The sequence below is a fragment of the Micromonospora cynarisoli genome (assembly GCF_030518815.1).
Taxonomy (GTDB): domain Bacteria; phylum Actinomycetota; class Actinomycetes; order Mycobacteriales; family Micromonosporaceae; genus Micromonospora; species Micromonospora wenchangensis.
The window spans coordinates 6,353,006-6,377,734 of the sequence record NZ_CP130426.1 but is presented as its reverse complement, the minus strand read 5'-3'; the positions used below and the strand labels follow the sequence as shown (position 1 = coordinate 6,377,734).

Annotated in this window: 22 protein-coding genes; 16 read left to right on the top strand and 6 right to left on the bottom strand. The window is 73.2% G+C overall.

Going from position 1 to position 24,729, the window contains the following annotated elements; translation table 11 throughout:
* Positions 1-40 precede the first annotated feature (40 nt).
* Positions 41-526 carry a pantetheine-phosphate adenylyltransferase gene (coaD, locus tag Q2K16_RS28125; protein ID WP_302741235.1) on the bottom strand — a complete coding sequence of 162 codons (486 nt, stop codon included), beginning with the start codon at positions 524-526 and terminating at the stop codon, positions 41-43.
* Positions 523-1,086 (bottom strand): 16S rRNA (guanine(966)-N(2))-methyltransferase RsmD, encoded by a 564-nt coding sequence (gene rsmD, locus Q2K16_RS28120; RefSeq protein ID WP_302741234.1) that lies wholly within the window; start codon positions 1,084-1,086, stop codon positions 523-525. Before rsmD ends, coaD begins: the two co-directional genes overlap by 4 nt.
* A 308-nt stretch (positions 1,087-1,394) precedes the next feature.
* Between rsmD and Q2K16_RS28115 the strand changes: the two genes are divergently transcribed.
* The 4 genes from Q2K16_RS28115 (at position 1,395) to Q2K16_RS28100 (ending at position 5,213) form a co-directional block, all read left to right on the top strand.
* Positions 1,395-2,678 carry a cell wall anchor protein gene (locus tag Q2K16_RS28115; protein ID WP_302741232.1) on the top strand — a complete coding sequence of 428 codons (1,284 nt, stop codon included), beginning with the start codon at positions 1,395-1,397 and terminating at the stop codon, positions 2,676-2,678.
* Between the two features lie 127 nt (positions 2,679-2,805).
* The gene (locus Q2K16_RS28110; protein ID WP_302741230.1) at positions 2,806-3,642 is read left to right on the top strand and encodes an ABC transporter ATP-binding protein; all 837 of its coding nucleotides are present in this window, start codon (positions 2,806-2,808) and stop codon (positions 3,640-3,642) included.
* Between the two features lie 8 nt (positions 3,643-3,650).
* Positions 3,651-4,412, top strand: a complete 762-nt coding sequence (locus tag Q2K16_RS28105; RefSeq protein WP_302741228.1) for an ABC transporter permease — start codon at positions 3,651-3,653, stop codon at positions 4,410-4,412.
* A 30-nt stretch (positions 4,413-4,442) separates the two neighbouring features.
* Positions 4,443-5,213, top strand: a complete 771-nt coding sequence (locus Q2K16_RS28100) for a MerR family transcriptional regulator (protein ID WP_302741226.1) — start codon at positions 4,443-4,445, stop codon at positions 5,211-5,213.
* Positions 5,214-5,285: 72 nt separating this feature from the next.
* On the opposite strand, the gene recG is transcribed toward Q2K16_RS28100, so the two are convergent.
* On the bottom strand, positions 5,286-7,490 hold the full coding sequence (gene recG / locus Q2K16_RS28095; RefSeq protein WP_302741224.1) for an ATP-dependent DNA helicase RecG: 2,205 nt from the start codon (positions 7,488-7,490) through the stop codon (positions 5,286-5,288).
* On the bottom strand, positions 7,487-9,106 hold the full coding sequence (locus tag Q2K16_RS28090; RefSeq protein ID WP_302741222.1) for a DAK2 domain-containing protein: 1,620 nt from the start codon (positions 9,104-9,106) through the stop codon (positions 7,487-7,489). Before Q2K16_RS28090 ends, recG begins: the two co-directional genes overlap by 4 nt.
* Positions 9,107-9,343: 237 nt before the next feature.
* Here Q2K16_RS28090 and rpmB point away from each other — a divergent pair, with 237 nt between their 5' ends.
* Positions 9,344-9,535, top strand: coding sequence for a 50S ribosomal protein L28 (gene rpmB, locus Q2K16_RS28085; protein WP_013284551.1), 192 nt, complete (start codon positions 9,344-9,346; stop codon positions 9,533-9,535).
* Positions 9,536-9,646: 111 nt separating this feature from the next.
* On the top strand, positions 9,647-10,900 hold the full coding sequence (locus Q2K16_RS28080) for an ATP-grasp domain-containing protein (RefSeq protein WP_302741197.1): 1,254 nt from the start codon (positions 9,647-9,649) through the stop codon (positions 10,898-10,900).
* Positions 10,901-10,957: 57 nt separating this feature from the next.
* Here the strand turns inward: Q2K16_RS28080 and Q2K16_RS28075 are convergent, their stop codons facing one another.
* Positions 10,958-11,419, bottom strand: a complete 462-nt coding sequence (locus Q2K16_RS28075) for a GNAT family N-acetyltransferase (RefSeq protein WP_302741195.1) — start codon at positions 11,417-11,419, stop codon at positions 10,958-10,960.
* A gap of 22 nt (positions 11,420-11,441) precedes the next feature.
* The gene (locus tag Q2K16_RS28070) at positions 11,442-12,380 is read right to left on the bottom strand and encodes a thiamine-phosphate kinase (protein ID WP_302741193.1); all 939 of its coding nucleotides are present in this window, start codon (positions 12,378-12,380) and stop codon (positions 11,442-11,444) included.
* A gap of 121 nt (positions 12,381-12,501) precedes the next feature.
* On the opposite strand from Q2K16_RS28070, the gene Q2K16_RS28065 reads away from it, so the two are divergent.
* The 10 genes from Q2K16_RS28065 (at position 12,502) to Q2K16_RS28020 (ending at position 24,694) form a co-directional block, all read left to right on the top strand.
* The gene (locus tag Q2K16_RS28065) at positions 12,502-12,735 is read left to right on the top strand and encodes an Lrp/AsnC ligand binding domain-containing protein (protein WP_088646044.1); all 234 of its coding nucleotides are present in this window, start codon (positions 12,502-12,504) and stop codon (positions 12,733-12,735) included.
* Entirely contained in the window at positions 12,736-13,365 is a 630-nt protein-coding gene (locus Q2K16_RS28060) for a DUF3515 family protein (protein ID WP_489671819.1), read from the top strand.
* Positions 13,366-14,379: 1,014 nt separating this feature from the next.
* Positions 14,380-16,518, top strand: coding sequence for an Agd3-related carbohydrate-binding protein (locus Q2K16_RS28055; RefSeq protein WP_302741188.1), 2,139 nt, complete (start codon positions 14,380-14,382; stop codon positions 16,516-16,518).
* Between the two features lie 47 nt (positions 16,519-16,565).
* The gene (gene pelF, locus Q2K16_RS28050) at positions 16,566-18,389 is read left to right on the top strand and encodes a GT4 family glycosyltransferase PelF (RefSeq protein WP_302741186.1); all 1,824 of its coding nucleotides are present in this window, start codon (positions 16,566-16,568) and stop codon (positions 18,387-18,389) included.
* Complete coding sequence (locus Q2K16_RS28045) at positions 18,389-19,906, top strand: hypothetical protein (RefSeq protein WP_302741184.1); 1,518 nt, start codon at positions 18,389-18,391, stop codon at positions 19,904-19,906. Before pelF ends, Q2K16_RS28045 begins: the two co-directional genes overlap by 1 nt.
* Before the next feature lie 37 nt (positions 19,907-19,943).
* Entirely contained in the window at positions 19,944-20,747 is an 804-nt protein-coding gene (locus Q2K16_RS28040) for a nucleotidyltransferase family protein (RefSeq protein WP_302746638.1), read from the top strand.
* A complete protein-coding gene (locus Q2K16_RS28035; protein ID WP_302741182.1) occupies positions 20,744-21,637 on the top strand; it encodes an NAD-dependent epimerase/dehydratase family protein in 894 nt (297 codons plus the stop codon). Before Q2K16_RS28040 ends, Q2K16_RS28035 begins: the two co-directional genes overlap by 4 nt.
* Before the next feature lie 53 nt (positions 21,638-21,690).
* Positions 21,691-23,040: a nucleotide sugar dehydrogenase gene (locus Q2K16_RS28030; protein WP_302741180.1), complete on the top strand. Its 1,350-nt coding sequence runs from the start codon at positions 21,691-21,693 to the stop codon at positions 23,038-23,040.
* Positions 23,037-24,002, top strand: coding sequence for an NAD-dependent epimerase/dehydratase family protein (locus tag Q2K16_RS28025; protein ID WP_302741178.1), 966 nt, complete (start codon positions 23,037-23,039; stop codon positions 24,000-24,002). The genes Q2K16_RS28030 and Q2K16_RS28025 overlap by 4 nt, the downstream gene beginning before the upstream one ends.
* Entirely contained in the window at positions 24,002-24,694 is a 693-nt protein-coding gene (locus Q2K16_RS28020; protein ID WP_302741176.1) for a hypothetical protein, read from the top strand. Before Q2K16_RS28025 ends, Q2K16_RS28020 begins: the two co-directional genes overlap by 1 nt.
* The last annotated feature ends 35 nt before the right edge of the window (positions 24,695-24,729 follow it).

The following is a 24,729-nucleotide window of genomic DNA, read 5'->3' as shown; positions in this document are numbered from 1 at the left end:
GCCCGACGCGCCGCCCGGGTCCGGCGCGACCGCCGGACGGTCAGGGGCGCGGGACGGTCAGCCGGGCCTGCAGCGCCCGGCGGACGGTGTCGGGCACGTGGGAGGAGACGTCGCCGCCCCACTTCGCCACGTCCTTGACCAGGCTGGAGGAGAGGAACGAGTAGAGCGGGTTGGTGGGCATGAACAGCGTCTCCACGCCGGCCAGGCCGATGTTCATCTGGGCCATCTGCAACTCGTAGTCGAAGTCGCTGACCGCCCGCAGGCCCTTGATCAGCACACTCGCCTCCTGCGCCCGGCAGAAGTCGACGAGCAGCCCCCGGAAGGACGCGACCCGCACGTTGCCGTACGAGGAGGTCACCTCGCGGAGCATGTCGATCCGCTCCTCGACGGTGAACAGGCCGCTCTTGGACTGGTTCACCAGCACGCCGACGATCACCTCGTCGAAGAGCCGGCTGGCCCGTCCGATGATGTCGAGGTGTCCGTTGGTGACCGGGTCGAACGAGCCGGGACACACCGCACGTCTCATGATCGGCGACCGTACCAAAGAGTGGTCTCGCCGTAACGCCTGCTGCGCCCGCCGGTGATGCCCGGCACCCAGTCGACCGGGCCGCCCCGGGTGGACCGCTCGACCACCACCAGCGCGTCGGGGGCGAGCCAGTCGTGCGTGACCAGCCCGGTCAGCAGGGCGGTGATCTCGTCGTCCGGCACCGCGTAGGGGGGGTCGGCGAAGACCACGTCGTACGGCGCGTCGCCGGGCCCGGCCGCGACCACCCCGGCCACCCTGCCGGTGACCAACCGGGCGGCGGGGGCGGCCCGCAGCGCGGCGACGTTCTCCCGGATCACCCGGGCGGCCCGGGGGTCGGACTCGACCAGCAGCACGTGCGCCGCACCCCGGGACAGCGCCTCCAGCCCGACCGCGCCGGAGCCGGCGTACAGGTCGGCGAAGCGTGCCCCGTCCAGGTCGACCTCGGCACCGACGGCGCTGAACAGCGCCTCCCGGACCCGGTCGGAGGTGGGTCGGGTGCCGCCGCCGGCGGGTGCGGCGATCCGTCGTCCGCCGAGCGTGCCGGCCACGATCCGGGTCACGGTCTGCCCCTGTGCATGCCTGTGACGCTACGCGACGGGGGACGCGGGCCGGTGACGCGGTGCACTCCGGTCTGGTGATCACGCAGTCACGCCGAGTTGATCAATGATCTCATATGTATAACAACACTCCGGGTGCCGACTGTGCACTGTGTCCGTATCGACGGGCCCACTAGGGTCGGCCCGGTGCCGGTGCCGCTCCGCCGGCCAGGGCGCCGCACCGGCGTCGTCACGGCGCTCCCGACGCATGCCGTGACCCGGCAACGCCACCCCCCGCCGCGCCCTGACGCACCCTCACCCCGGGAGTACGCGTGATCCGACCCAAGCTGTCGCTGCGGCGACCGCTCGCCGCGACCGCCGCCGCCCTGGCCGGCCTGGCCACGGCCCTCGCCCTGACCGCCCCGGCGGGCGCCACCTCAGCCTCACCGTCCCCGACGGCCACGCCCACGCCGACGGCGACCGCCACGCCGAGCGCGACGGCCACCACCCCGTCCGGCGGGGAGCCCGCGCCGTCCTGTGTCTCAGCCGCCGACGCGCGCTACACGCACACCTTCGACGGGCCGGCGGGCAGGGCGTCGATCACCCTGACCAACGGCCCGCTGTGCCGGGGCGAGGAGCAGGACCTGGCCATGGTGTCGTACGTGACGCCGTCGGCGACGTTCGCCGTCCCGCAGTACGTGCTCGACAAGTCGATCAAGAAGTTCACCGGGGTGGCCCCGGGTGAGCTGGGCGTGGCCACCCTCGACTTCGCCGTCGAGGTGCCGAACTGCCACACCCAGGTCGACTTCGTCTTCGGCAGCAAGCTGATCGACCCGCTGACCGACACCAGCGACAGGTACGGCGACCGTAAGGTCGGCAGCCCGACCGGCATCGGCGCCCGCTCCACCGGCCCGCGCGCCTGGTACAACGGCGGCGAGGGCACCTGCTCGGCGGCGCCGGAGGTGATCGCCGAGTCCGACTGCGACGGCAACGTCGAGCTGACCCTGGTCAACCGCAGCGGCAACGCCGAGGCCACCTTCGCCATCGTCGGCAGCGGCGGCTTCACCGAGAAGGTGACCGTCCCGCTGCGCAAGATCGAGACCCGCAAGCTCAGCGCCGGGGAGGCGCAGGAGATCACCGTCACCGCCCCCGGCATGAAGGACTTCACCGGCGGTTGGCAGAAGCCCGCCGACTGCCAGCAGCCCGAGGTCGGCACCCCCGACGCCAGCTACGAGTCGAGCTGCGACAAGATGATCTTCCGGATCAGCAACCCGGAGGACGGCACCCCGCTGACCTCCGTGTTCACCCCCAGCAAGGGCGAGCCGAAGAAGCTCACCGTCGAGCCCGGCCGGACCGGGACGGTCAGCTTCCCGGCCAGCAAGGGGCTCACCGTCACCGTCACCGGTGACCTCGACTCCGGCGGCCCGCTGAAGTGGGAGCAGCCGAAGGACTGCCCGTCCACCGGTGGCGGCGGTGGCGGCGGCGACCAGGACGGCGGCCTCCCGGTGACCGGCGCGGCGGCCGGCGCCATCGCGGCCGGCGCGGCCACCCTGCTGGTGGCCGGCGGGGTGCTCTTCCTCGTCGCCCGACGCCGGCGCATCCGCTTCACCGTCTGACCCGCAGCACGCCCGCAGGGCGCTGACCCAGCAAGCACGCCCGCAGGGCGCGTCGACCGACCGGTCGACGCGCCCTGCGTGGTTCGTGCTTGACCCTGACGCAGCGTCAACCTCGCATGCTGACGCCATGTCCACGACAGAGTCGACGCGAGCCCCCGGGCCCGCCATCAAGATCCGGGGCCTGACCAGGTCCTTCCGCGAACTGCCCGTGCTGCGCGGGGTGGACCTCGACGTGGCCCCGGGCAGCATCCTCGCCCTGCTCGGCGCCAACGGAGCGGGGAAGACCACCCTGGTACGCATCCTCGCCACCCTGCTCCGGCCGGACGGCGGAACGGCCCACGTGCACGGCTTCGACGTCACCACCGAAGGCGCGCGGGTACGCGAGTCCGTGAGCCTCACCGGCCAGTTCGCCGCCGTCGACGAGATCCTCACCGGCCGGGAGAACCTGCTGCTGGTCGCCCGGTTGCGCCACCTGCCCGACCCCGGCCGGGTCGCGGACGACCTGCTCGACCGCTTCGCGCTCGCCGACGCGGGCGGCCGACGGGTGGGCACCTACTCCGGCGGGATGCGCCGCCGCCTCGACATCGCGATGAGCCTCATCGGCGACCCACCGGTGATCTTCCTCGACGAACCCACCACCGGGCTCGACCCGCAGGCGCGGATCGAGGTGTGGCAGGCCGTCCGGGAACTCGCCCGCCGGGGCACCACGGTGCTGCTCACCACCCAGTACCTCGACGAGGCCGAACAACTCGCCGACCGGATCGCCGTGCTGCACCACGGACGGATCATCGCCGACGGCACGCTGGCCCAGCTCAAGCAGCTCCTTCCGCCCGCCACGGTCGAGTACGTCGAGAAGCAGCCCACCCTGGAGGACGTGTTCCTCGCCATCGTCGGCGACGACGGGCCCACCGCCGCCACCGACCGCACCCCGGACCCCGCCCGCCCCGCCGGCACGAACCGCTGAGGACCCCGATGACCAGACACTTCCTGGCGGACACCGCCGCCCTGCTCGGGCGCTCGCTGCGGCACATCAGCCGCAGCCCGGACACCGTCATCACCACCACGATCATGCCGATCGCGTTCCTGCTGCTGTTCGTCTACGTGTTCGGCGGCGCGATCCGCACCGGCTCCGACCGGTACGTGAACTACCTGCTGCCCGGCATCCTGCTGATCACCGTCGTCTCCGGCATCTCCTACACCGCGTACCGGCTCTTCCTGGACCTCAAGGGCGGCATCTTCGAGCGGTTCCGGTCCATGCCGATCGCCCGCTCGGCCGTGCTGTGGGCGCACGTGCTGACCTCGCTGGTCGCCAACCTGATCTCGCTCGTGGTGGTGGTGCTGGTCGCCCTCGCCATGGGCTTCCGCTCCGCGGCCGGCCCACTGGCCTGGCTGGCGGTCACCGGCATCCTGCTGCTGTTCATCCTGGCGCTGACCTGGCTCGCGGTCATCCCCGGCCTGACCGCCACCTCAGTGGACGGCGCGAGCGCGTTCTCCTACCCGCTCATCCTGCTGCCGTTCGTCAGCTCGGCCTTCGTGCCCACCGACACCATGCCCGGCCCGGTGCGGGCCTTCGCCGAGCACCAGCCGGTGACCTCCATCGTGAACGCCCTGCGCGGCCTGCTCGCCGGGCAGCAGGTCGGCGGCGAGGTGTGGACCGCACTCGCCTGGTGCGTCGGCCTCCTCGTCGTCGCGTACGGCGGCGCGATGGTCGTGCACCGCCGCAGGGTCGGTTGACGGTGCTCCCGGGTCGGGCAGGCTGAGGGCATGTTGACGATCGGACGGCTGGCGTCGTACGCCGGGGTGACCATCCGCGCCGTGCGGCACTACCACCAGATCGGGCTGCTGCCGGAACCGGCACGTGACGCCTCCGGCTACCGGACGTACGACCCGGCGGCGGTGGTGCGGCTGGTCCGGATCCGCACCCTCGCCGAGGCCGGTGTGCCGCTGGCCCGGGTCCGCGAACTGCTCGACGCCGACGCGGAGACGTTCGCCGCCGCGATCGCCGGGATCGACCGCCAACTGCGGAGCCAGATCCGCACACTTCAGGAACACCGGCGGCGGATCGCCCGGCTCGACGACGGTGACACCCTCGCCGTCCCGGCGGAGGTGGTCGACTACCTGGACCGGCTCCGCGCCGCCGGTGTGCCGCCGGTAGCCGTGCAGGCCGAACGCGACGGGTGGATCCTGATGGCGGCCCGGTGGCCGGACGCCATCCCCGGGCTGATGGCCGACAAGGTGGCCCAGCTCGACAATCCCCGGGTCGTCCAGCTCTACCGGTTGATCGGTCGGGTCGCGCAGGACTGGCAGGACGAGGAGCTGCTGCGGGAGACGGCCGACCTGATGGCCGAGTTGTTCGCCCAGGCGGAGGCCGACGGGGAGCTGGCGATGCAGGAGGAGGTCACCCCCGACCCCGCGTTCGTCCGGTTGATGGACGCGTTCGCCGACGCCGCCCATCCCGTCGTCAGACGACTGCGCCGGCTCGTCGCCGACCGGGGCTGGACCGGCTGGACCATCGTCGAGAAACGCCGGCCCTGAGCCGTCCCGCCGGGCGGTGGCACACCCGGCCGGCGGGCCGCCGCCCCCGACGTCCACGCGCCGGGGCGGCGGTCAGCCCTTCTCCAGGTACTCCGCACGTTCCTCGTCGACCAGGGCGGCGACCGAGGCGGCCAGGGCCGGATGCCGCGCCAGTTCCGGGTCCTGTTCGACCAGGACGACCGCCTCGGCCCGCGCGTCGCGGATCAGGTCGGCGTCACGCAGCAGGGAGAGCAGCCGCAGGTGCGAGCGGTGGCCAGACTGGGTCGCGCCCAGCACGTCACCCTCCCGGCGCTGCTCCAGATCCAGCTCGGCCAGCTTGAAGCCGTCGGTGGTGGAGGCGACCGCGTCCAACCGCTCCCGTGCCGACGACCCCTCGGCCGCCTCGCTGACCAGCAGGCAGAGCCCGGGAGCCGAGCCCCTGCCGACCCGGCCCCGGAGCTGGTGCAGTTGCGAGACACCGAACCGGTCGGCGTCCAGCACGATCATCACGGTGGCGTTGGGCACGTTCACGCCGACCTCGACCACCGTGGTGGCGACCAGCACGTCGAGGTCGCCGCCGGCGAAGGACCGCATCACCGCGTCCTTCTCGTCGGCGGGCAGCCGGCCGTGCAGGACGCCGATCCGCAGCCCGTGCAACGGGCCCTCGGCCAGCAGCGGCGCCACCTCGGTCACCGCCAGCGGGGGACGTCGCCCGTTGTCGTCCTCGCGAGGCGGTTCCTCCTCGCCCACCGGCCCCTCACCGATACGCGGGCACACCACGTACGCCTGGTGGCCGGCGGTGACCTCCTCGCGCACCCGCCGCCACGCCCGGTCCAGGAAGGCCGGCTTCTCGGCCGCCGGCACCACGTGCGAGGCGATCGGGGACCGCCCCTGCGGCAACTGGGACAGGGTAGAGGTCTCCAGGTCGCCGTAGACGGTCATCGCCACCGTGCGCGGGATCGGGGTGGCCGTCATCACCAGCACGTGCGGCGGCTGGTCGGCCTTGGAGCGCAGCGCGTCACGCTGCTCCACGCCGAACCGGTGCTGCTCGTCGACCACCACCAGGCCCAGGTCGGCGAAGTCGACGCCTTCGTAGAGCAGGGCGTGGGTGCCGAGCACGATGCCCGCCCGCCCCTGCGCGACCTCGGCCAAGGCCCGCCGCCGGGCCGCCGCGCCCAGCGAGCCGGTGACCAGCTCCACCCGGGTCGCGTCGTCGGCCGCGCCCAGCTCACCGGCCTGGGCCAGCGGGCCGAGCAGGTCGAGCATGCCCCGGTGGTGCTGGGCGGCGAGCACCTCGGTCGGGGCCAGCAGCGCCGCCTGGCCGCCCGCGTCGACCACCTGGAGCATCGCCCGCAACGCCACCACCGTCTTGCCGGACCCGACCTCGCCCTGCAACAGCCGGTGCATCGGATGCGGGGTGGCCAGGTCGGCGGCGATCTCGACACCGACGTCGCGCTGCCCGGGGGTCAGCTCGTAGGGCAGCCGGGCGTCGAACGCGTCGAGCAGGCCATCCGCCTTCGCCGGGCGCGGCTTCGCCGGCCAGGACGCCGCCCGCAGCTTGCGCTGCACCAGGGTCAGCTGCACGGCGAACGCCTCGTCCCACTTGAGCCGGCGACGGGCCCGGTACAGCTCCTCCCTGCTCGACGGCCGGTGGATCTCACGCAGCGCGGTGCCGATGCCGACCAGTTTCCGGTCGGCCCGCAGCGACGCCGGCAGCGGATCGTCAGGCGGGGCGACCGTGTCCAGCACCACCCGGACGCACCGGGCGATCACCCAGGTCGGCACGGCGGCAGCGGCCGGATAGACCGGGATCAGCGCCCCGGCGAACTCCTCGACCTCCTCGGAGGCCGCCGCCTCGCCCTCGCCCCCCTCGCCGAGCAGCACGTACTCGGGGCCGTTGAGCTGCCGCCTGCCCCGGAACTCGGTGACCTTGCCGGCGAACAACCCCCACCGGCCGGGGCGCAGCTCGCGTTCCCGCCACGCCTGGTTGCCGAAGAACGTCAACGTCAGCGTCCCGCCCGAGTTGTCGCCGACGGTCACCTCCAGCAGGTTGCCCCGGCGCTGCCGCATCGGGCGTACCGCGGTGCGTTGCACCTGGGCCAGCACGGTGACCTGCTCGCCGACGTCCAGCGAACGGATGTCGGTGTGCTCGCCGCGCTCGTCGTAGCGGCGCGGGAAGTGGTACATCAGGTCACCGGCGGTGTGCAGGTCGAGGTGGCCGGCGAGCGCCTTGGCGGTGCGCTCCCCGACCAGCTTCGTCAGCGCGGTGTCCACCGTGGCCGGCTCGGACGTCGTCATTCGACCCCCACCAGGAGCGGATAGTGCGGTTGCCCACCCGGGTACGCCTGCACCTCGACGAAGGGCCAGCGCCGGGCCACGTGCTCGCGGACCGCCTCGGCGAGACCGGCAGGTGCGTCCGCGCCGGTGAGCAGGGTGACCAGTTCACCGCCGCCGCCGAGCATCCGGTCGACCACTGCGGCGCAGGTGTCGACCAGGTCGCTGCCGATCAGGTGCACCTCCCCCTCGACCAGGGCCAGCACGTCGCCGGGCCGGCACGGGCCGGCGACGGTCAGCGCCTCCCGGCCGGCGTGGCACACCTCGGCGTACCGGCAGGCCCCGGCCGCCTCGGCCATCGCGATGACGTCGTCGGCGAACCGGCGTCGCGGGTCCCGCACGGCGAGCGCGGCCAGCGCCTGCACCGGCGAGCGGGTCGGCACCACGCTGACCTTCACCCCCAGCCGGTGCGCCTCCCGGGCGGCGGCGCTCGCCACCGCCTGGGTGTTCGGGTCGTTGGGGAGGACCACCACCCGGGCGGCGGCGGTGGCCCGGATCGCGTCCAGCAGCTCGCCGGTGGACGGGTTGCCCGGCACCACCGTCGCCCCCTCGCCGGCGAGGAGTTCGGCGATGCCGACGCCGGTCGCGACCACCACGGCCGCCCGGCCGTCGGTGGCGGGGTGGTCGACCGGCGGGGCCTGGTCGGCGAACCGGGTCACCGAGATCCGGTACGGCCGGCCGGCGGCCACCCCCGCCTCGACGGCCGCCCCGACGTCGTTGACGTGGACGTGGACGTTCCAGGTGGTGGAGTCGGCGGGTGAGCCGCCGTCGCCGACCACCACCAGCGAGTCGCCCAGGGTGGCCAGTTCGGCGCGCATCCGGGTCACCGCCTCGGGCGGGGCGTCGAGCAGGAACTGCACCTCGTAGGCGTACTCGGGGGAGCCGGTCTCCCGGACGACGGCAAGCGGCGGGCGCACCGGGCGGGCGACCGGTGCCGGCCCGGGCGGGGCCTCCCCCGTGACCACCTCGACCAGCGCGTCGAGCAGCAGGCAGAGCCCTCGGCCGCCAGCGTCGACCACGCCGGCCCGGGCCAGCACGGGCAGTTGCCCGGGGGTCCGGGCCAGCGCGCGGGTCGCCTCTGCGGCGGCGGACCGGGCCACGGTGCACAGGTCGTCGCTGTCGGCCCGCTCGGCGGCGGTCGCGGCGGCGGCGACCACGCTGAGCACGGTGCCCTCGACCGGCCGGGCCACCGCGGCGTAGGCGGCGGTGGCGGCGTCACGCAGCGCGGCGGCCAGCGCCCGGCCGGCGACGGCGGGCACGTCGCCGAGCGCGTCGGCGAGGCCGCGCAGGATCTGCGAGAGGATCACCCCGGAGTTGCCCCGCGCGCCGAGCAGCGCACCCCGGGCCATCAGCCGCAGCGCCTGCCCGTGCGCGGTCGTGCGGTCCTCGGGCAGGGTGCCGAGCTCCATCGCCAGCGCCTGCTGCGCCGAGGTGAGGGTGAGCACGAGGTTGGTGCCGGTGTCCCCGTCGGGCACGGGATAGACGTTCAGCTCGTCGATCTCGCCCTGGTGCCGGCGCAGCGCGGCGAGACCGCTCGCGCACCAGCGGCGTACCGCGGCGGCGTCGAGGGTGTCCAGCACGGCCAGAAGCCTACTGGCGGCGACCGACACCCGCCGGGGCCGGCCGGCGCGTGTCCCCCGCGCCCTGCGGCCCCACCCGGCCGGCACACCGGGGCCGGGCAGGGTCGGGCCGGTGCGGCCGTCGGGGGCCGGGACGGGGCGGTTGGTCCTGCCCGGGGAGCATCGGGTAACCTGGCCAGGTTGTCCGGGCAGCGCCTGCCGGCGACCTCATGAACGTATCAATCTCAGGAGTATCCCGTGGCTAGCGTGTGCGACGTCTGTGGCAAGGGGCCGGGCTTCGGCCACAACGTGTCCCACTCGCACCGGCGGACCAACCGCCGCTGGAACCCGAACATCCAGTCGGTGCGTACCCCGGCCGGTGGGGGCACCACCAAGAAGCTCCAGGTCTGCACCTCGTGCATCAAGGCCGGCAAGGTCACCCGCGCCTGACCTGGCGACACCCCCACCGCCCCAGCTCCGATCAGTACCGGCGGGCCTCCCGGCCCGCCGGTACTGTCGTGTCCCCGGCACCCGGTGGCCGACCCGTATGGAGGACGACCCTTGGACCTCGACCTGGGCCGTGACGAGATGATCGTCGTGGGCACCTCACTCGGCATGCTGCACTGGCTCGCCGAGGAGTTGCCGGCGGGCAGCGTGGTGCTCGTCGAGGAGCCGGAGATCATCGCCCGGCGGGACGTCACCGCGACGACGGCCCGGCTGCCGGTGGTCTCCCGGGTGGTGCCCGCCCGCTACCAGACCGGCCTGGACGTCGAGGAGTTGCTCGCCCGGGAGCCGGGGCTCACCTCCGCCCGGCTGGTGATGCCCGGCCTGGAGTACGCAGTCGGTGCCACCGCCCGGCTCGCCGAACGGCTGGGCCTGCCCGGCGCCGGCCCGCAGGCCGCCGACGTCTTCTCCGACAAGCACCGGATGCGCCTGCTGGCTGACCGGGCCGGGCTTGCCAATCCGGCGTACGAGCTGGTCGACTCCCCGCAGCGGGCGGCGGCGTTCGCGGCCCGGTTCGGTGGCCGGTGCGTGTTGAAGCCGACCCGCCGCTCCGGCAGCCTCGGCGTGCAACTCGTCGACGCCGGTGACGACGTGGTGGCGGCCTGGTCGGCGACCGCCACCCCGGAGACGCCTGTGGAGGCGGCCACCGACCTGCCCACCGAGGTGCTGGTCGAGCAGACCCTGGTCGGCCCGGAGTACAGCGTCGAACTGCTGGTCGCCGACGGCGAGGTGTGCTTCGGCAACGTCACCGACAAGCGGGTGCTGCCCGGTCGTCGGCCGGTGGAGACCGGGCACACGGTCCCGTCGGCGCTGCCGGCGGACGGTCGCGCGGAACTGGTCGCGGCGGCCACCCGGCTGGCGGCGGCGGCCGGCTTCCGCACCGGCGTGCTGCACAGCGAGTGGATCGTCGCCGACGGGGTGCCGACGCTTGTGGAGTGCGCCGCCCGGCTGCCCGGCGACATGATCGCCGCGTTGATCTCGGTGGCGTACGAGTGCGGGTTCATCGACGCCTACCTGCGGACGTTGCGCGGCGAGCGGCCCCGGCTGCCGGCCCGGCCGTCCGGGGCGGCGGCGGTGGAGTTCCTGCTGCCGCCGCCGGGGACGCTGACCGCGGTCGACGGGTTGCGCGACGCACGCCGGGTGCCAGGTGTCCTCGCCGTGCAGCTCGACGTGGCCGCCGGCGACCGGGTCGGCGAGGTCACCTCGTCGGTACGCCGGGGCGGGCACGTGCTGGCCTGGGGCGCCGACCCGGCCGAGGCGGCGGCCACCGCCCGGGCCGGCGCCGACCGGCTCCGGTTCACCGTCGCCTGACGCCGCCGGGCCGACGGTCCGGTCCCGCCGCTGCGAACCGACGGGCCGGACGACCGGTCAGAGCGCCCGGCCGAACGACAGGCAGCCGGGGACGTCGGCGTAGTAGCCGAAGTTGGCGATCCGCTCGTACCCCGCCGAGGTGTAGAGGGCGACCGCCTCGGGCTGGCGGTCGCCGCACTCCAGGATGATCCGCCGGCGTCCGTGCCGGCGGGCGGACTCCTCGATGGCGGCGAGCAGGGCGCGGGCCACCCCGCGCCCCCGCACGACCGGGCTGGTGTACATCCGTTTCAGCTCGGCGGCGTCCGTGCCGTGGCTGCGCCACCCCGCGCAGCCGACCGGCTCGCCGTCGAGGTGGGCGACGAGGAATTCGCCGTGCGGCGGGACGAACTCGGTGTGGTCGATGGGGGTCTCGTCGCCGCTGCCTCCGTACCTGACGCCCAGGTCGGCCATGGCCGCCCGGATGAGCGTCTGGGCCGCCGGCGAGTCGAAGCCCTGCGGCCGGATATCGATTCCACTCACGGGTGAAGGGTACGACCGCTCCTTACCGGAAGTGATCCCAGCCGGCCGGTCCGTCGTACGCGTCACCATCGACTGTCACCCCGCCGCCCTCGACCACCCGGCCCACCGTCCGCCACGACGGCGGTAGCGCCACCGTCGGGGGGAAGGTGGCGACCAGGGCGTGATCGTCGCCACCGGCCAGGATCCAGGTGTACGGGTCGACGCCGAGCGCCTGGGCCGCGTCGCGCATCTGCGGGGGCACCGCGAAGGCGTCCCGGCGCAGGTCGACGCCGACACCGCTGGCCTTCGCCAGGTGGCCCAGGTCGGCCAGCAGCCCGTCCGACACGTCGATCATGGCGGTGCCGCCGAGCCGGGCGGCCTCCGGCCCGGCCGGGTAGGGCACCTCCGGCCGCCGGTACGCCTCGACCAGCACCCGGGGGGTGCGGAACCCCCGGGAGAGCACGGTCAGCCCGGCGGCGGCCCAGCCGGTGCGGCCGGCGAGCGCCACCACGTCACCCGGCCGGGCGCCGGAGCGGACCACCGGTGCCCGGCCCTCCAGGTCGCCGAGGGCGGTCACCGCGATGGTCAGGGTGGGGCTGGCGGACATGTCCCCACCGACCACCCCCGCGTCGACCAGCGCCGCCTCGGCGGCCAGCCCGTCGGCCAGTTCCTCCACCCAGGCGGTGTCCAGGTCGGCGGGGATGCAGAGGGCCACCAGCAGGGCGGTAGGGGTGGCACCCATGGCGGCGATGTCGGCCAGGTTGGCCGCCGCCGCCCGGTGCCCGACGTCCCGCGCGCCCGACCAGTCCCGCCGGAAGTGCCGCCCGTCGACGAGCACGTCGGTGGAGGCGACCACCCGCCGGTCGCCGGCGGCCACCACGGCGGCGTCGTCGCCCGGCCCGAGCAGGCAGGACGATCCGTACGTCAGCCGGGTGGTCACCCGGTCGATGAGGCCGAACTCGCCCACGTCCGCGACACCCATGTCTTCCTTCCGACACGCTCGCTAGCTGCTTACCCGCGACCACCGATAGGGATCACGCCTGCTCCGTAGGGTATTTTCACCCTTCGGGCCGCCCCGGGCGGCGACGGACGGAGGTCGAGTCGTGGTACAGGCGTACATCCTCATCCAGACCGAGGTGGGCCGGGCGCGGGACGTGGCCGGTCTGATCGCGGATCTTGCCGGCGTGGTACGCGTCGACGCCGTCACCGGGCCGTACGACGTGGTCGTCCTCACCGAGGCCAACACCGTCGACGAACTCGGCAAACTGATCGTCAGCAACGTGCAGATGGTGCCCGGCATCACTCGCACCCTCACGTGTTCGGTGGTGCGCCTGTAAGTGGACGAGAAGACCTCCTTCCCCGAGACCCCGACCGACGTCGCGTCCGCCGCCGACCGGCCGGGTGTGGACCGGTCGACCCGACGGGCCGCGCTGTGGGCCACCCTGGTCGCCGTGCCGGTGACGGTGGCCGTGGCGGGCTTCACCTTCGCCAAGCTCTCCCCGGACGCGCCGGTCGCCGCACCGGACCCGTCGCCGACCAGCGTCGGACCCCGGTCCAGCGCCCCGGTCGAGATGCCCGCCCCGGCGCTGGCCGAACGGCCCGGCGTGGTGTGCCGGGCGCTGGTGTCGCAGCTGCCGGCCACCGTGCGGGATCTCGCCCAGCGTCCGGTGACCGCCGGTGCCGAGCAGAATGCCGCCTACGGTGACCCGGCGTTGACCGTGGCCTGCGGTGGTGCCGAGCCGACCGTGGACGCCACCGCCGACGTGTGGACCGTCAACCGGGTCTGCTGGTACGCCGACGAGCGGTCGGACGCCACCGTGCTCACCACGCTCGACCGGGAGACCGCCGTCACGGTGACGGTGCCCCGGGCGTACGAGGGGGCGTTGCAGTGGCTCACCCCGATCTCCGACGCGGTGGTCGCCTCCGTGCCGTCGGGTGGCGACAGCCCGGCCGGCTGCCGGGGCTGAACCGCCTACCGCTGTGCCGGCGGTCAGCCGGTGACGCGGAGCGCCGGACCCGGCCGACCCTGCCGGTGGCAGAGCCGTTCGACGCCGTCTGGCCGGCCGCCGGTGAGTCGAGTGTGGACCCACCTGGGGTTGTCCCGATCCGGCGTCTGTCGTTTCCTCCGGTCGCGCCGGCCGACTCCGCCGCACATCCAATCCCGCATTTGCGTACCGTGGAAGTTCCACGAACCGATCGGATGGTAGAACGATTTGGCCCGGGCCATGTTGATAGCGGGGACAGCGGACGGCTTCCATTGGCTGGGAATGGGGAACTCCTGACCCGGAGAACCGCTTCTGCCGAGACTGGCTGATTCGACGGTCAGCGCTGGGGTATTCACCATTTCCGGACGGGTTCACCCGCCGTCCCGGTCGCGGAAAGTCAACATTCTCCACGAGGTGCCGTCGATCAAGCGATTGCCCACCAAAAGGCGCAGGCCCTCCCCGCCAGCGCCACCGCGAAGGGCTCTCCACCTGGGGAAACGTCGGCTCAGGCTGACTCCGGCGCGGCCCGACGGCAGGGCCACGGCCGGCACTGGCCGAAGGGATGGCCCGTCGATCGGCTGATCGGTGGACCAGCATGGACCGATCGGCCACTCTTGCCGCACCGCGATTGGTGCAGCCGGAGCGAATGGCCGATGCGCACGACGTTCCACACCCGACCGCCGACCACATTCTGGTCACCTGCGGCTACGGCGGTGTGGAGTGAACGTGAATGAGGTGTTTCGATCACTTCGGAAAAGACCACGTCAGCGCACCTGACACCAACCGGCAACACCACCAAGATCAGCGCAAAGCACGTTGACCAGAAGGCGACTCCGTACACGCGGCACTAACACCCGACCCCGCTTGCGTCAATGCTCCACATGCGACAGGATCATGCGCGGAATCCGCACGAGCAATTGCTAGCCTTCGATGGCAACCCCGCCGTCCACACAGGATCGGCGGCATTGTTCACATCTCCTCATCGGAGGTCACCAGATGGTCCACACCGGACCTGCGCGCCGTCGCGCGAACCGATTCGCCCTCGCCGGGCTGACCGCACTCACGGTCCTGCTCGGCACCCAGACCCCGGGCCTCGCCCAGCCGCCGGCCGCGCCGGGCACGCTGGCCCAGCCGCCGAGCGCACCCGGCCTCGGCCAGGTCGCCGGCAAGAAGGAGGGCCGTCCCGGCCCCCTGCCGACCCGGGCCGGCACCGTCAAGGTCGCCCCGTCCTCGTCGAGTGCCCGCAGCGGCGGCGGCGTGGGCACCCAGGCGATCAACGACAAGGTCGCGCTGAAGGCGCTGATCCTGGCCACCGACCCGGCGGACTTCGGCGTGGCCACGCTCACCACCACCCTCAACCGGGTCGGCGCGGACTACGACATCCTCTACACCACCACCCAGACGATCTCGGCGAGCACGCTGGTCGACGGCAACGGGGTGGGCAGGTACAACGCGGTCCTGCTCACCAACAGCATGCAGCTCTACGAGTCGGGCGGAAACTACCTCAGCGGCCTGACCAGCACGGAGTGGAACACCCTCTGGGCCTACGAGCGCAACTTCCAGGTCCGCCAGGTCGCCCTCTACACCAGCTACGGCACCTGGCCGGAGGACTACTGCCTCAACTCCGCAGGTGAGGGCGCGGTCGGTGAGACCCCGCTGCCCGTCTCGCTGACCAGCAGCGGCGCGGCCGTCTTCGACTACCTCAACAGCTCCGCCCAGATCCCGATCACCCAGTCGTACGTCTACCGCACCTCGATCCGGGCCGGCTGCAACGCCCAGGCCCTGATGACCAACGGCTCCGACGTGCTGGCCGTGAGCACCACCTCGACCGACGGCCGGGAGCGGATCGCGCTGACCTTCACCGCCAACCAGTACCTCCTCCACGCGGACCTGCTGGTCTACGGCCTGTTCCGGTGGGCGACCAAGGGCCTGTTCTTCGGGGAGCAGAAGCACCACCTCAACGTCGACATCGACGACTGGTTCGCCGCCTCGGCCCACTACATGGAGGACGGCACCGTCGACTACAGCCCCACCCTCCACCTCACCGGGCACGACGCGGTCAACCTCGACGCGAAGCAGACCGCGCTGCGCGCCGCGCACCCGCTGGCCTCGGGCTTCACCTTCAACATCCCCTACAACGGCGCCCAGATCGACCCGTTCGCCGGCGACACGTGCAGCCCGAACGGGGACGCCAACACCCTCACCGCCACCTCGAAGTGCCTGAAGAACAACTTCCGGTGGATCAACCACACGCTCACCCATCCCGCGCTGAACAGCACCGACTACGCCACCACCCACGACGAGATCACCGAGAACCAGGCCGCCGGCAACGCCATCGGACTCAACCCGCCGGCCACCGTGCTCAAGACCCCCGAGTACTCCGGCCTCGGCGTCTACAACAACGCCAGTGGCGTGCTCACCGACCACGGCCTCACCGCGTCCAACCCGGACCTGATCGAGGCGGCCGGTGACCTCGGCATCACCGCGCTGGCCGGCAACATGTCGTTCGCCAGCCACGTGCCGGCGAACTTCAACGGTTCGACCGCGCACCCGCTGGACCCGAGCATCGTGGTCGTGCCGTGCTGGCCGACGAACATCGCCTACCACACCACCAACCAGGCGGAGGAGGCGCACTTCTACAACTCCTTCTACGGCCCGAACGGTCTCTTCCCGTACTGGCCCACCGACCGCACCTACGCCCAGGTCCTCGACTACGAGTCGACGGTGGGGTTGCAGCACGTGTCGTCCGGCTCGATCTACTCGCACACCTTCCACATCGCCAACGTGCGTGACTACGGCTCGGGCAACAGCCTGCTCACCGACTGGGTCGGCGCGGTGCTCACCAAGTACGACTCGCTCTACTCGGTGCCGCTGCTGAACTCGGCGTGGACCGACATCGCCGCCTACACCCGGACCCGCACGGCGCACTTCGCGGCGCTGACCGCCGGGGCGTCGGCGAGCTACGACCGGACCACCGGGGAGATCACGGTGACCTCGCCGGCCGCCGGAACGCTGCAACTCGGTGGCGTGACCGCGGCCACCACCGGCGCCGGCACCTACGGCACCGACGTCACCGTGCCGGTGACGCTCGCGGCGAACACCGCCGTGACGTTCAACGCCGCTCCCCGCGCGTAGCGCGGGACGGCAGCTCAGGACAGGCACAGAGGAACGGGGGAAAACCGGTGCGGATCGCGCTGGTCTCGGAGGGCACCTACCCGTACGCGATGGGTGGGGTGAGCATCTGGTGCGAGCAGCTCATCCGGGGAATGCCTGACTACCGGTGGGAGGTCGTGGCGCTCACCGTGGACGGCACCGAGGAGCCGGTGTTCGACCGGCCGGCGAACCTCGACCGCGTGCACTCGATCCCGTTGTGGGGCGGCCGGCCGACAGGCCGCCGCCCCCGGCGGGGGGTGCTGGTCCCCTCCGGGCGGCCCGGCACCGAGTTCATGCAGTCCTACGAGGTGTTCCTGCGGGCGCTGGTCACCCCGTTGGAGTCGACCCGTTCCCAGGCCGGGGCGGTCAACCGGAGCACCTTCCTGCTCGCCCTGCGCGGCATGTTCGAGTACGCCTCCGGCGGCGGTGACCTGGGTGCGGCCCTGCTGTCCAACGAGGCGCTGCGGATGATGCTGGAGGCCTGGCACACGCTGCGGGTCGAGGAGACCGGCCCCGCGCCCACCGTCGCCGACGCGCTGGAGGCGGCCTGGCTCATCTCGCACATGCTCCGACCGTTGAGCGCACCACCGGTACGCGCCGACATCGTGCACTCGTCGATGAACGGTCTCGCCACCCTCGTCGGGATGGCCGCCACCTGGACGTACGGCACCCCGCTGGTGCTCTCGGAGCACGGCATCTACCTGCGCGAACGCTACATCTCCTACCTGCACGACGACGCGCCGCACCCGGTCCGGGTGCTGGTGCTGAGCTTCTTCCGCTCGCTCGCCGGGGCGGCCTACCTGATCACCGGCGCGCTCGCCCCGCACTCGCAGTACAACAGGCGGTGGCAGCTGCACAACGGCGCCGACCCCGAGCGGATGTGGACGATGTACAACGGCGTCGACCCGGACGAGTTCCCGCCCGCGGCCGGCGAGCCGGACGTGCCGACCATCTCGTTCATGGGCCGGATCGACCCGCTGAAGGACCTGCACACCCTGATCCGGGCGTTCGCGCTGGTGCGGGCCGAGATCCCCGAGGCCCGGCTGCGCATCTTCGGTGGCACACCGGCCGCCAACAAGGTCTACCACGAAAGCTGCGAGGCGCTGATCGACGAACTCGGGCTGACCGGCCACGCCGTCCTGGAGGGGCGGGTCGGCAGCGCCGTCGAGGCGTACCACGCGGGCAGCCTGGTGGCGTTGACCAGCATCTCCGAGGGCTTCCCCTACACGGTGGTGGAGGCGATGGCGTGCGGCCGGCCGACCGTGTGCACCAATGTCGGCGGGGTCGCCGAGGCGGTCGGTGACACCGGTTTCGTCGTCGCGCCGCGCGACGTCGCCGCGATCGCCGCCGCCTGCGTCAGGATGCTCAACGACCGGGAGCTGCGGCTGCGGCTGGGGGCGACCGCCCGGGAACGGGTGCTGGAGCGGTTCACCCTGCAACGGTCGTTGCAGGCGTACCGCGACATCTACGAGGGGCTGGCCGCGCCGCGCGGGACGTCGCCCGCGCCGAAGCACCTACGTGGTCAGGCCCAGGGCTTCGTCCGGGTCCCGAACCGGCCGACCCGCCCCGGGGTGGCGTCCGTCACCGCCCATCCCGCCGCCACGCCCACCGCCCGGCCCGAGGTGGCCCCCGTCGCCGTCCGGCCCGAGCCGACGCCCGCCGTCCGGCCCGAGGTGTCGCCGCTGGCCGGGCGGGTGCCCCGCCAGCGGGGCCCCGAGCAGTACTCGGCGGCGGCGTACCGGACCCGCCACGACCCGAACTCGGCCGCACCGGAGCTGCCGCAGCCGGCCGGACCGGGCCCGGACGACGACGAGACGACGATCGCCATCGTGCGTACCACCGGTGGTCGCTGATGACCGAGGCCACCGACCCGGACGTCACCGATCCGTCGTTCCGCCCCGTCGCCACGATGACCACCGAGCCGGGGCGGTCCGACAGCCCCCGGCGCACCGTCCTGCTGCCCCGGATCTCCACCGACCCGGTGGACGACCTGGTCGAGCGGGTACGACCCCGGCTGGCCCGCGCGGTGGACGCGCTCCAGGTCGCCGCCGCGCTGGAGGCGGACGGGCACACCGACCGGGCCGCCCAGGTCGAGTACGGCTACCGCGACGTCTTCGTCCTCGCCTCCGAGGTGTTCAGGCGGTTGGGCCCGGCCCCGGCGGTCGAGGAACAGCCGGCCGAGGCGCCCGGGGCCGGCCGCGACCGGCGGGGCGACCTGCGGACGATCTCCCACGGCCTGCTGTACGTGCTGCCGAGCGCCGCGTTTCCGGCCGTGCTGTCGGTGGTGGGACGGTCGGGCCTGGTGGCCGGGATGATCCTCGCCGGCACTGTCGGCTGGGTCTGGTCGGGGGTGGTCGCCTACGCGGCGTTCCGCCTGCTCGGCCTGGGTCGGGCCCGTTCGGCCAGCCGGGTGCTACGGATCGCCGCGCTGACCGCTGTGCTGCTCGGCCTGGCCACCGGCGCCCTGATGCTGCCGTACGGCGGCCTGCCGCTGGCCGCGATGATGGTCTGCCAACTGGCCTACCAGCTGGCCAGCACGTTGCTGATCTTCTACAGACGGGAGGGGTGGCTCGCCGCCGCGCTGGTCCCGGCCGTCCTGGCCAGCGGGGTGTTCCTGGTCACCGGCGGGGTGACGGCACGGCGCTGGGCGGTGGGCGCGGCGGCTCTCGGCGTGCTGGCCGCGTTCGCCGCCGGGCTCTGGGCCACCCGGTCCGCCGCCCGGTCGACCGAGCCGGCCCCCCGCGACCCGCTCTGGCCGGCACGGCCCGGCCTGCTCGGCGTCGCCGGGTACGGGCTCTGCTCGGCGACGCTGCTCTTCCACGCCCAGGCGCCCTACCTGCTGGGTCAGTGGGACGTCGCGGCGTCGGCGGTGCCGCTGATCCTGTCCATGGGGTTCGTCGAGTGGCGGACCAGCCGGTTCTGGGCGAACGGGGTCGCCCTGTCCCGGCGATCCCGGTTCCCGCACGCCTTCGTCGTCGGGATCTGGCGCACCATCGGCCGGGAGCTCGCGGTGTGCCTGGCGGTGCCGGCGGTGTTCGGGGTGCTGCTGCTCGTCGCGCTCGCCCGGGCCGGGGTGCTGTCCACCGCCGGGGTGGTGATGACGGCCGCCCACGTGGCCCTCGCCGGCGCGTACTACCTGGCGTTCCTGCTGGTCGGTCAGGGCCGGTACGGCTGGCTGTGCCTGTCGATGACGGTCGTGATCGTGCTGCACGTCGGCGGGGGCGGGCTGCTCGGTGTCGCCCCGCTGCTCGGGCAGGGCGGCGACGCGGTCACCGACACCTCGCTCCACCTGGGCAGCGTGCTGCTGCTCCAGGGGCTGTTCGCGCTCGGTCTGGTTCCGGTGATCGGGCAGGTTCGGCACTACCGATAGTCCACTTGAGACCTATGGGGAGGTCCGGTTGCACGCGGTGATCCTTGCCGGTGGCAAAGGGGTGCGGCTGCGGCCGTACACGACGACGCTGCCGAAACCCCTGATGCCGATCGGGGACAGTCACTCGATCCTGCAGATCGTGCTCGACCAGCTCGCCTCGCGCGGGTTCACCTCGGTGACCCTGGCGATCAACCATCTCGGCCCGCTGATCCGGGCGTTCGTGGGCGACGGCAACCGGTGGGGGCTGGCCATCGACTACATCGAGGAGGACCGGCCGCTGTCCACGGTCGGCCCGCTGTTCGCCCTCAAGGACCGGCTGCCCGACGAGTTCCTGGTGATGAACGGGGACGTCCTCACCGACCTGGACTACGGCGACCTGCTGCGCAGCCACCAGCGGTCCGGGGCGGGCCTGACCCTGGCGACCTCCGAACGGGTGCACCGGATCGACTTCGGCGTGCTCGACGTGGACGCCGGCCGGGTCGTCGGGTTCCGGGAGAAGCCGGCGCTGCGCTACCCGGTCAGCATGGGCGTCTACGGGATGTCCCGGCGGACCCTGGAGCCCTACCCGGCCGGGTTGGCCCTCGGCTTCGACCAGCTCGTGCTGGACCTGCTCGCGGGCGGCGACCCGCCGATGACGTACCCGTTCGACGGGTTCTGGCTGGACATCGGGCGGCCGGAGGACTACGACGAGGCGAACCGGTCGTTCCACCAGCTCAAGCCGATCCTGTTGCCGGCCGGGCCGACCCCGGTGGAGGTGGCCGTCGGTGAGCCGGTGGGGGCCGTCGGCGAGCCGCTGGCAGCCGACCTGACGGGCGTGGTGGGCGCAGGGGAGCTGACGTGACCCGGGTGCTGCTGTTCGGGGCGTCCGGGTTCATCGGGGGGCACGCCCGCGACACGTTGACGGCGGACCCCCGGGTGACCGAGGTCGTCTGCCCGGGACGGACCACCCACGACCTGCTCGACGGCACGCCGGACGCGCTGGCCGGGCTGCTGCGTGAGGTCGCGCCGGACGCGGTGGTCAACTGCGTGGGCGCGCTCACCGGCTCCGCCGGGCAACTGGTCACGGCGAACACCCTGGTCGCGGCGAAACTGCTGGAGGCGACCGCCGCCGCGGCGCCCCGGGCCCGACTGGTCCGGCTCGGCTCGGCAGGCGAGTACGGGCCGGTGCCGGACCGCGTCCCGGTCACCGAGGACTCCCCGGCCCGGCCGGTCAGCGCGTACGGGGTCAGCCACCTGGCCGGCACCCGGCTGTTCCAGCTCGCCGGGGAGGCCGGCGACGTGGACGCGGTCTCGCTGCGGGTGTTCAACCCGATCGGCCCCGGCATGTCGCAGGAGAACCTGCTCGGTCGGGCGGCGGCCCGGCTGCGGGCCGCCCTGGACGACGGGGCCGCCGAGATCACCCTGGGGCCGCTGTCGGCGTACCGGGACTTCGTCGACGTGCGGGACCTCGCCGCGCTGATCGTCGCGGCGGTCCTCGCGCCGACGCTGCGGCACCGGGTCGTCAACGCCGGCAGCGGTCGGGCCGTCACCGCCCGGGAGGCGGTCGCCCTGCTGGCCGACGTGGCGGGCTACCGGGGCCGGGTCCGCGAGGCCGGGTCCGGGCCGCAGCGCTCGCAGGCGGTCGACTGGATCCAGGCCGACATCGGTCGGGCCGCCGGGCTGGGCTGGTCGCCGGTGCGTGACCTGGGCACCTCGATCAAGGACATCTGGGCCGCCGGCGAGGCGCGGTGAGCCGGGCGGACCGCTCCCCCTTCACGACACACCCGCACACGAGAGGACAGCAGATGAGCATGAAGATCGGGGTCGTGGGCCTGGGCTACGTGGGGCTCACCCTCACCGCCGCCCTCGCCGACAAGGGCTTCACGGTGTACGGCGCCGACGTGTCGCCGGCGGTGCTGGACGCACTGTCGCACGGCCGGCCGCACATCTTCGAGCCGGGCATCGAGGACGTCTTCGCCGCCCACCTCGGTACGCGCATCCACGTCGCCGCCGACCTGCCGAAGGACACCGTCGACGTGGCGGTGATCAGCGTGTCGACGCCGGTGGACAACATGACCCACCGGCCCAACCTGGCGAACCTGGCCGCCGCCGCCCGGGTGGTGGCGGCGAGCTGCCGGCCGGACACCCTGGTGGTGGTCCGCAGCACGGTGCCGGTGGGCACCAGCCGCCGGGTGGTGCTGCCGGAACTCCAGGCCGCCTGGGGCGAGCGGGTGAAGCTGGTGATGGCCCCGGAGCGCACCATCCAGGGGCAGGCGCTGCGGGAACTGGTGGAGCTGCCGCAGGTGATCGGCGGTCTGGACGACGACAGCCTGGTCGCCGCGACCGAGTTCTTCAACGGGCTGGTCCGCACCATCGTCCCGGTCTCCACCCTGGAGGCCGCCGAGCTGGTGAAGCTGTCCAACAACTGCCACACCGACCTGATCTACGCGTTCGGCAACGAGATCGCGCTGGTCGCCGAGCGGCACGGCCTCGACCCGCTGGAGGTGATCCGGGCGGCCAACGTCGACTACCCGCGTCCGGATCTCGCCAGGCCCGGGTACGTGGGCGGCGGCTGCCTCTCCAAGGACCCGTACATCATGATCGACAGTGCGGGTGACCGCCGGCCGTTCCTCGTCGGCAAGGCCCGCCAGCTCAACGAGTACCTGCCGATCCACGTCGGTGAGACGGTGGTCCGGATGCTGGTCGAGGCGCGCGGGCGCAGCCTCGGCGCCCGGCTGGCGGTGCTCGGGTGGGCGTACAAGGGCTGGCCGGCGACCGACGACATGCGCGGCACCCCGATCGAGCCGATGATGCGGGTGTTCTCCGCCGCCGGGGTCACCGTCCTCGGTCACGACCCGATGGTCACCGACGACGTGATCCGCCAGTACGGGGGCGAGCCGGTCAGCCTGGACAAGGCGTTCACCGAGGCGGACGCCGTCCTGATCATCAACGACCACCCGGACTACCGGGCGTTGCGGGTGCCGGAGGTGCTCGGCGCGACACCACCGGCGTTCGTCTACGACTCGTGGCGGGTGCTCGACGCGGACGCGGTGCTGGCCGCCGGGGTCCGCTACGCCGGGCTCGGCTACCTGCCACCGGCCCCCGCCGGGGCGGCCGGCGCGGGCGCGGCGACCGTCGGGGCGGTGTCGGCATGAGGGCGCTGCTGCTCGGCGGGGCCGGCTTCATCGGCCTGCACCTGGCCCGCCGGCTCGTCACCGACGGGCACCGGGTGACGATCGTCGACGACTTCTCCCGGGGCCACGACGACGCCGACCTCGACCGGCTCCGCGCCGACCCGGCCGTGCAGGTGGTCTCCGGGGATCTGACCAGCCCGGACACCTGGGCGGCGCTGCCGACCGGTTGGGACCAGGTCTACCTGCTCGCCGCCGTCGTCGGCGTGCGCAACGTGGAGCAGGACCCGGCCCGGGTGATCCGGGTCAACACCCTGTCGGCGCTGCACCTGCTCGACTGGGTGGCCCCGGGCGAGCGGGTCTTCTTCGCCTCCACCAGCGAGGTCTACGCCGGGGGCGTGACCGCCGGGGTGGTGCCGGTGCCGACCGACGAGACCGTGCCGCCGATGATCTCCGACATCGCCGCGCCGCGGTTCGCGTACGCGGCCAGCAAGCTGCTCGGCGAGGCCGCCTTCCTGCACACGGCGCGGGCCCGGGGGTTCGAGACCGTGGTGGGCCGGTTCCACAACGTGTACGGCCCCCGGATGGGCGCCGACCACGTCATCCCGGAGATGTCGCTACGCGCCCTGCGCGGGGCCGACCCGTTCCCCGTCCCGGGGGCCGACCAGTTCCGGGCGTTCTGCCATGTCGACGACGCGGTCGAGGCGATGGTGCGGCTGATGGCGGCACCGGCCGCCGCCGGGCAGATCGTGCACATCGGCAACGACCGCGAGGAGACCAACATCGGCGACCTGGCCAAGCTGGTGCTGCGGGTGGCCGGGGTCAGCCCCGCCATCGCACCCGGGAGCGCGCCACCGGGATCGGTCGCCCGCCGCTGCCCGGACCTGTCCCGGCTGCGCGAGCTGACCGGCTACGAGCCGGGCGTCAGCCTGGAGGAGGGGGTCCGCAGCACGTTCGCCTGGTACCGGGAACACGGGTGGACGTGATGAGCCGACGCCCCATCTGCTTCTACTACGGCGACGGCCGCCTGCCCGAACTGACCCGCTACGTACGGGTGGTGCTGCAACCGGACTTCTACCGTCCGGCCGAGCTGCGCTACCTCGCGGCGCAGAACGTGCAGACCCTCGGCTACCTGTCGCTGTCGGAGGACCAGGGGCCGCCCGCGCCCTGGCAGCGGCAGGAGCGCAACCCGGACTGGGGCGGCGCGTTCGTCCACGTCGACCATCCGCTGTGGGTGTCGCACGTGGTGGGGCAGGCGAAGCAGGCGATCGCGCAGGGCTTCGCCGGGCTGTTCCTGGACACGCTCAACGTCGAGCTGACCTTCCCGGAGGACGTGCCGCACCTGCTCACCCTGGTCGCCGCGATCCGGGAGGAGGCGGAGCCCGCGTACCTGCTGGCGAACCGGGGTTTCGGCATGCTGCCCCGGCTGGCCGAGATCGTCGACGGGATCGTCTTCGAGTCGTTCTCGGCCCGCTGGACCGACCAGGGCTACGCGCCGTGGCCGCCCGACGTGCTGGAGTTCCACGCCCAGATCGCCGAGCAGTTGCTCCGGTTGGAGCTGGACCTCTACAGCCTCGACTACGCCGACAGCCAGGGCCTGACCGATTTCGCCGAGCGCCGGGCCCGGCAGTTCGGGCTCCAGTCCTCGGTCAGTGACCGCGCCCTGTCCCGTACCTGACCACCTCACCCGGGGCGTGCGTCCCGCCGGGTCGG

What these genes read in the sequence shown, in the direction of transcription:
- Q2K16_RS28020 (WP_302741176.1), top strand. Translation starts at nt 24,002, where the DNA reads ATGAGCCGACGCCCCATCTGCTTCTACTACGGCGACGGCCGCCTGCCC.
- Q2K16_RS28100 (WP_302741226.1), top strand. Translation starts at nt 4,443, where the DNA reads ATGTTGACGATCGGACGGCTGGCGTCGTACGCCGGGGTGACCATCCGC.
- Q2K16_RS28025 (WP_302741178.1), top strand. Translation starts at nt 23,037, where the DNA reads ATGAGGGCGCTGCTGCTCGGCGGGGCCGGCTTCATCGGCCTGCACCTG.
- Q2K16_RS28045 (WP_302741184.1), top strand. Translation starts at nt 18,389, where the DNA reads ATGACCGAGGCCACCGACCCGGACGTCACCGATCCGTCGTTCCGCCCC.
- Q2K16_RS28030 (WP_302741180.1), top strand. Translation starts at nt 21,691, where the DNA reads ATGAGCATGAAGATCGGGGTCGTGGGCCTGGGCTACGTGGGGCTCACC.
- Q2K16_RS28110 (WP_302741230.1), top strand. Translation starts at nt 2,806, where the DNA reads ATGTCCACGACAGAGTCGACGCGAGCCCCCGGGCCCGCCATCAAGATC.
- Q2K16_RS28055 (WP_302741188.1), top strand. Translation starts at nt 14,380, where the DNA reads ATGGTCCACACCGGACCTGCGCGCCGTCGCGCGAACCGATTCGCCCTC.
- Q2K16_RS28105 (WP_302741228.1), top strand. Translation starts at nt 3,651, where the DNA reads ATGACCAGACACTTCCTGGCGGACACCGCCGCCCTGCTCGGGCGCTCG.
- coaD (WP_302741235.1), bottom strand. Translation starts at nt 526, where the DNA reads ATGAGACGTGCGGTGTGTCCCGGCTCGTTCGACCCGGTCACCAACGGA.
- Q2K16_RS28070 (WP_302741193.1), bottom strand. Translation starts at nt 12,380, where the DNA reads ATGGGTGTCGCGGACGTGGGCGAGTTCGGCCTCATCGACCGGGTGACC.
- recG (WP_302741224.1), bottom strand. Translation starts at nt 7,490, where the DNA reads ATGACGACGTCCGAGCCGGCCACGGTGGACACCGCGCTGACGAAGCTG.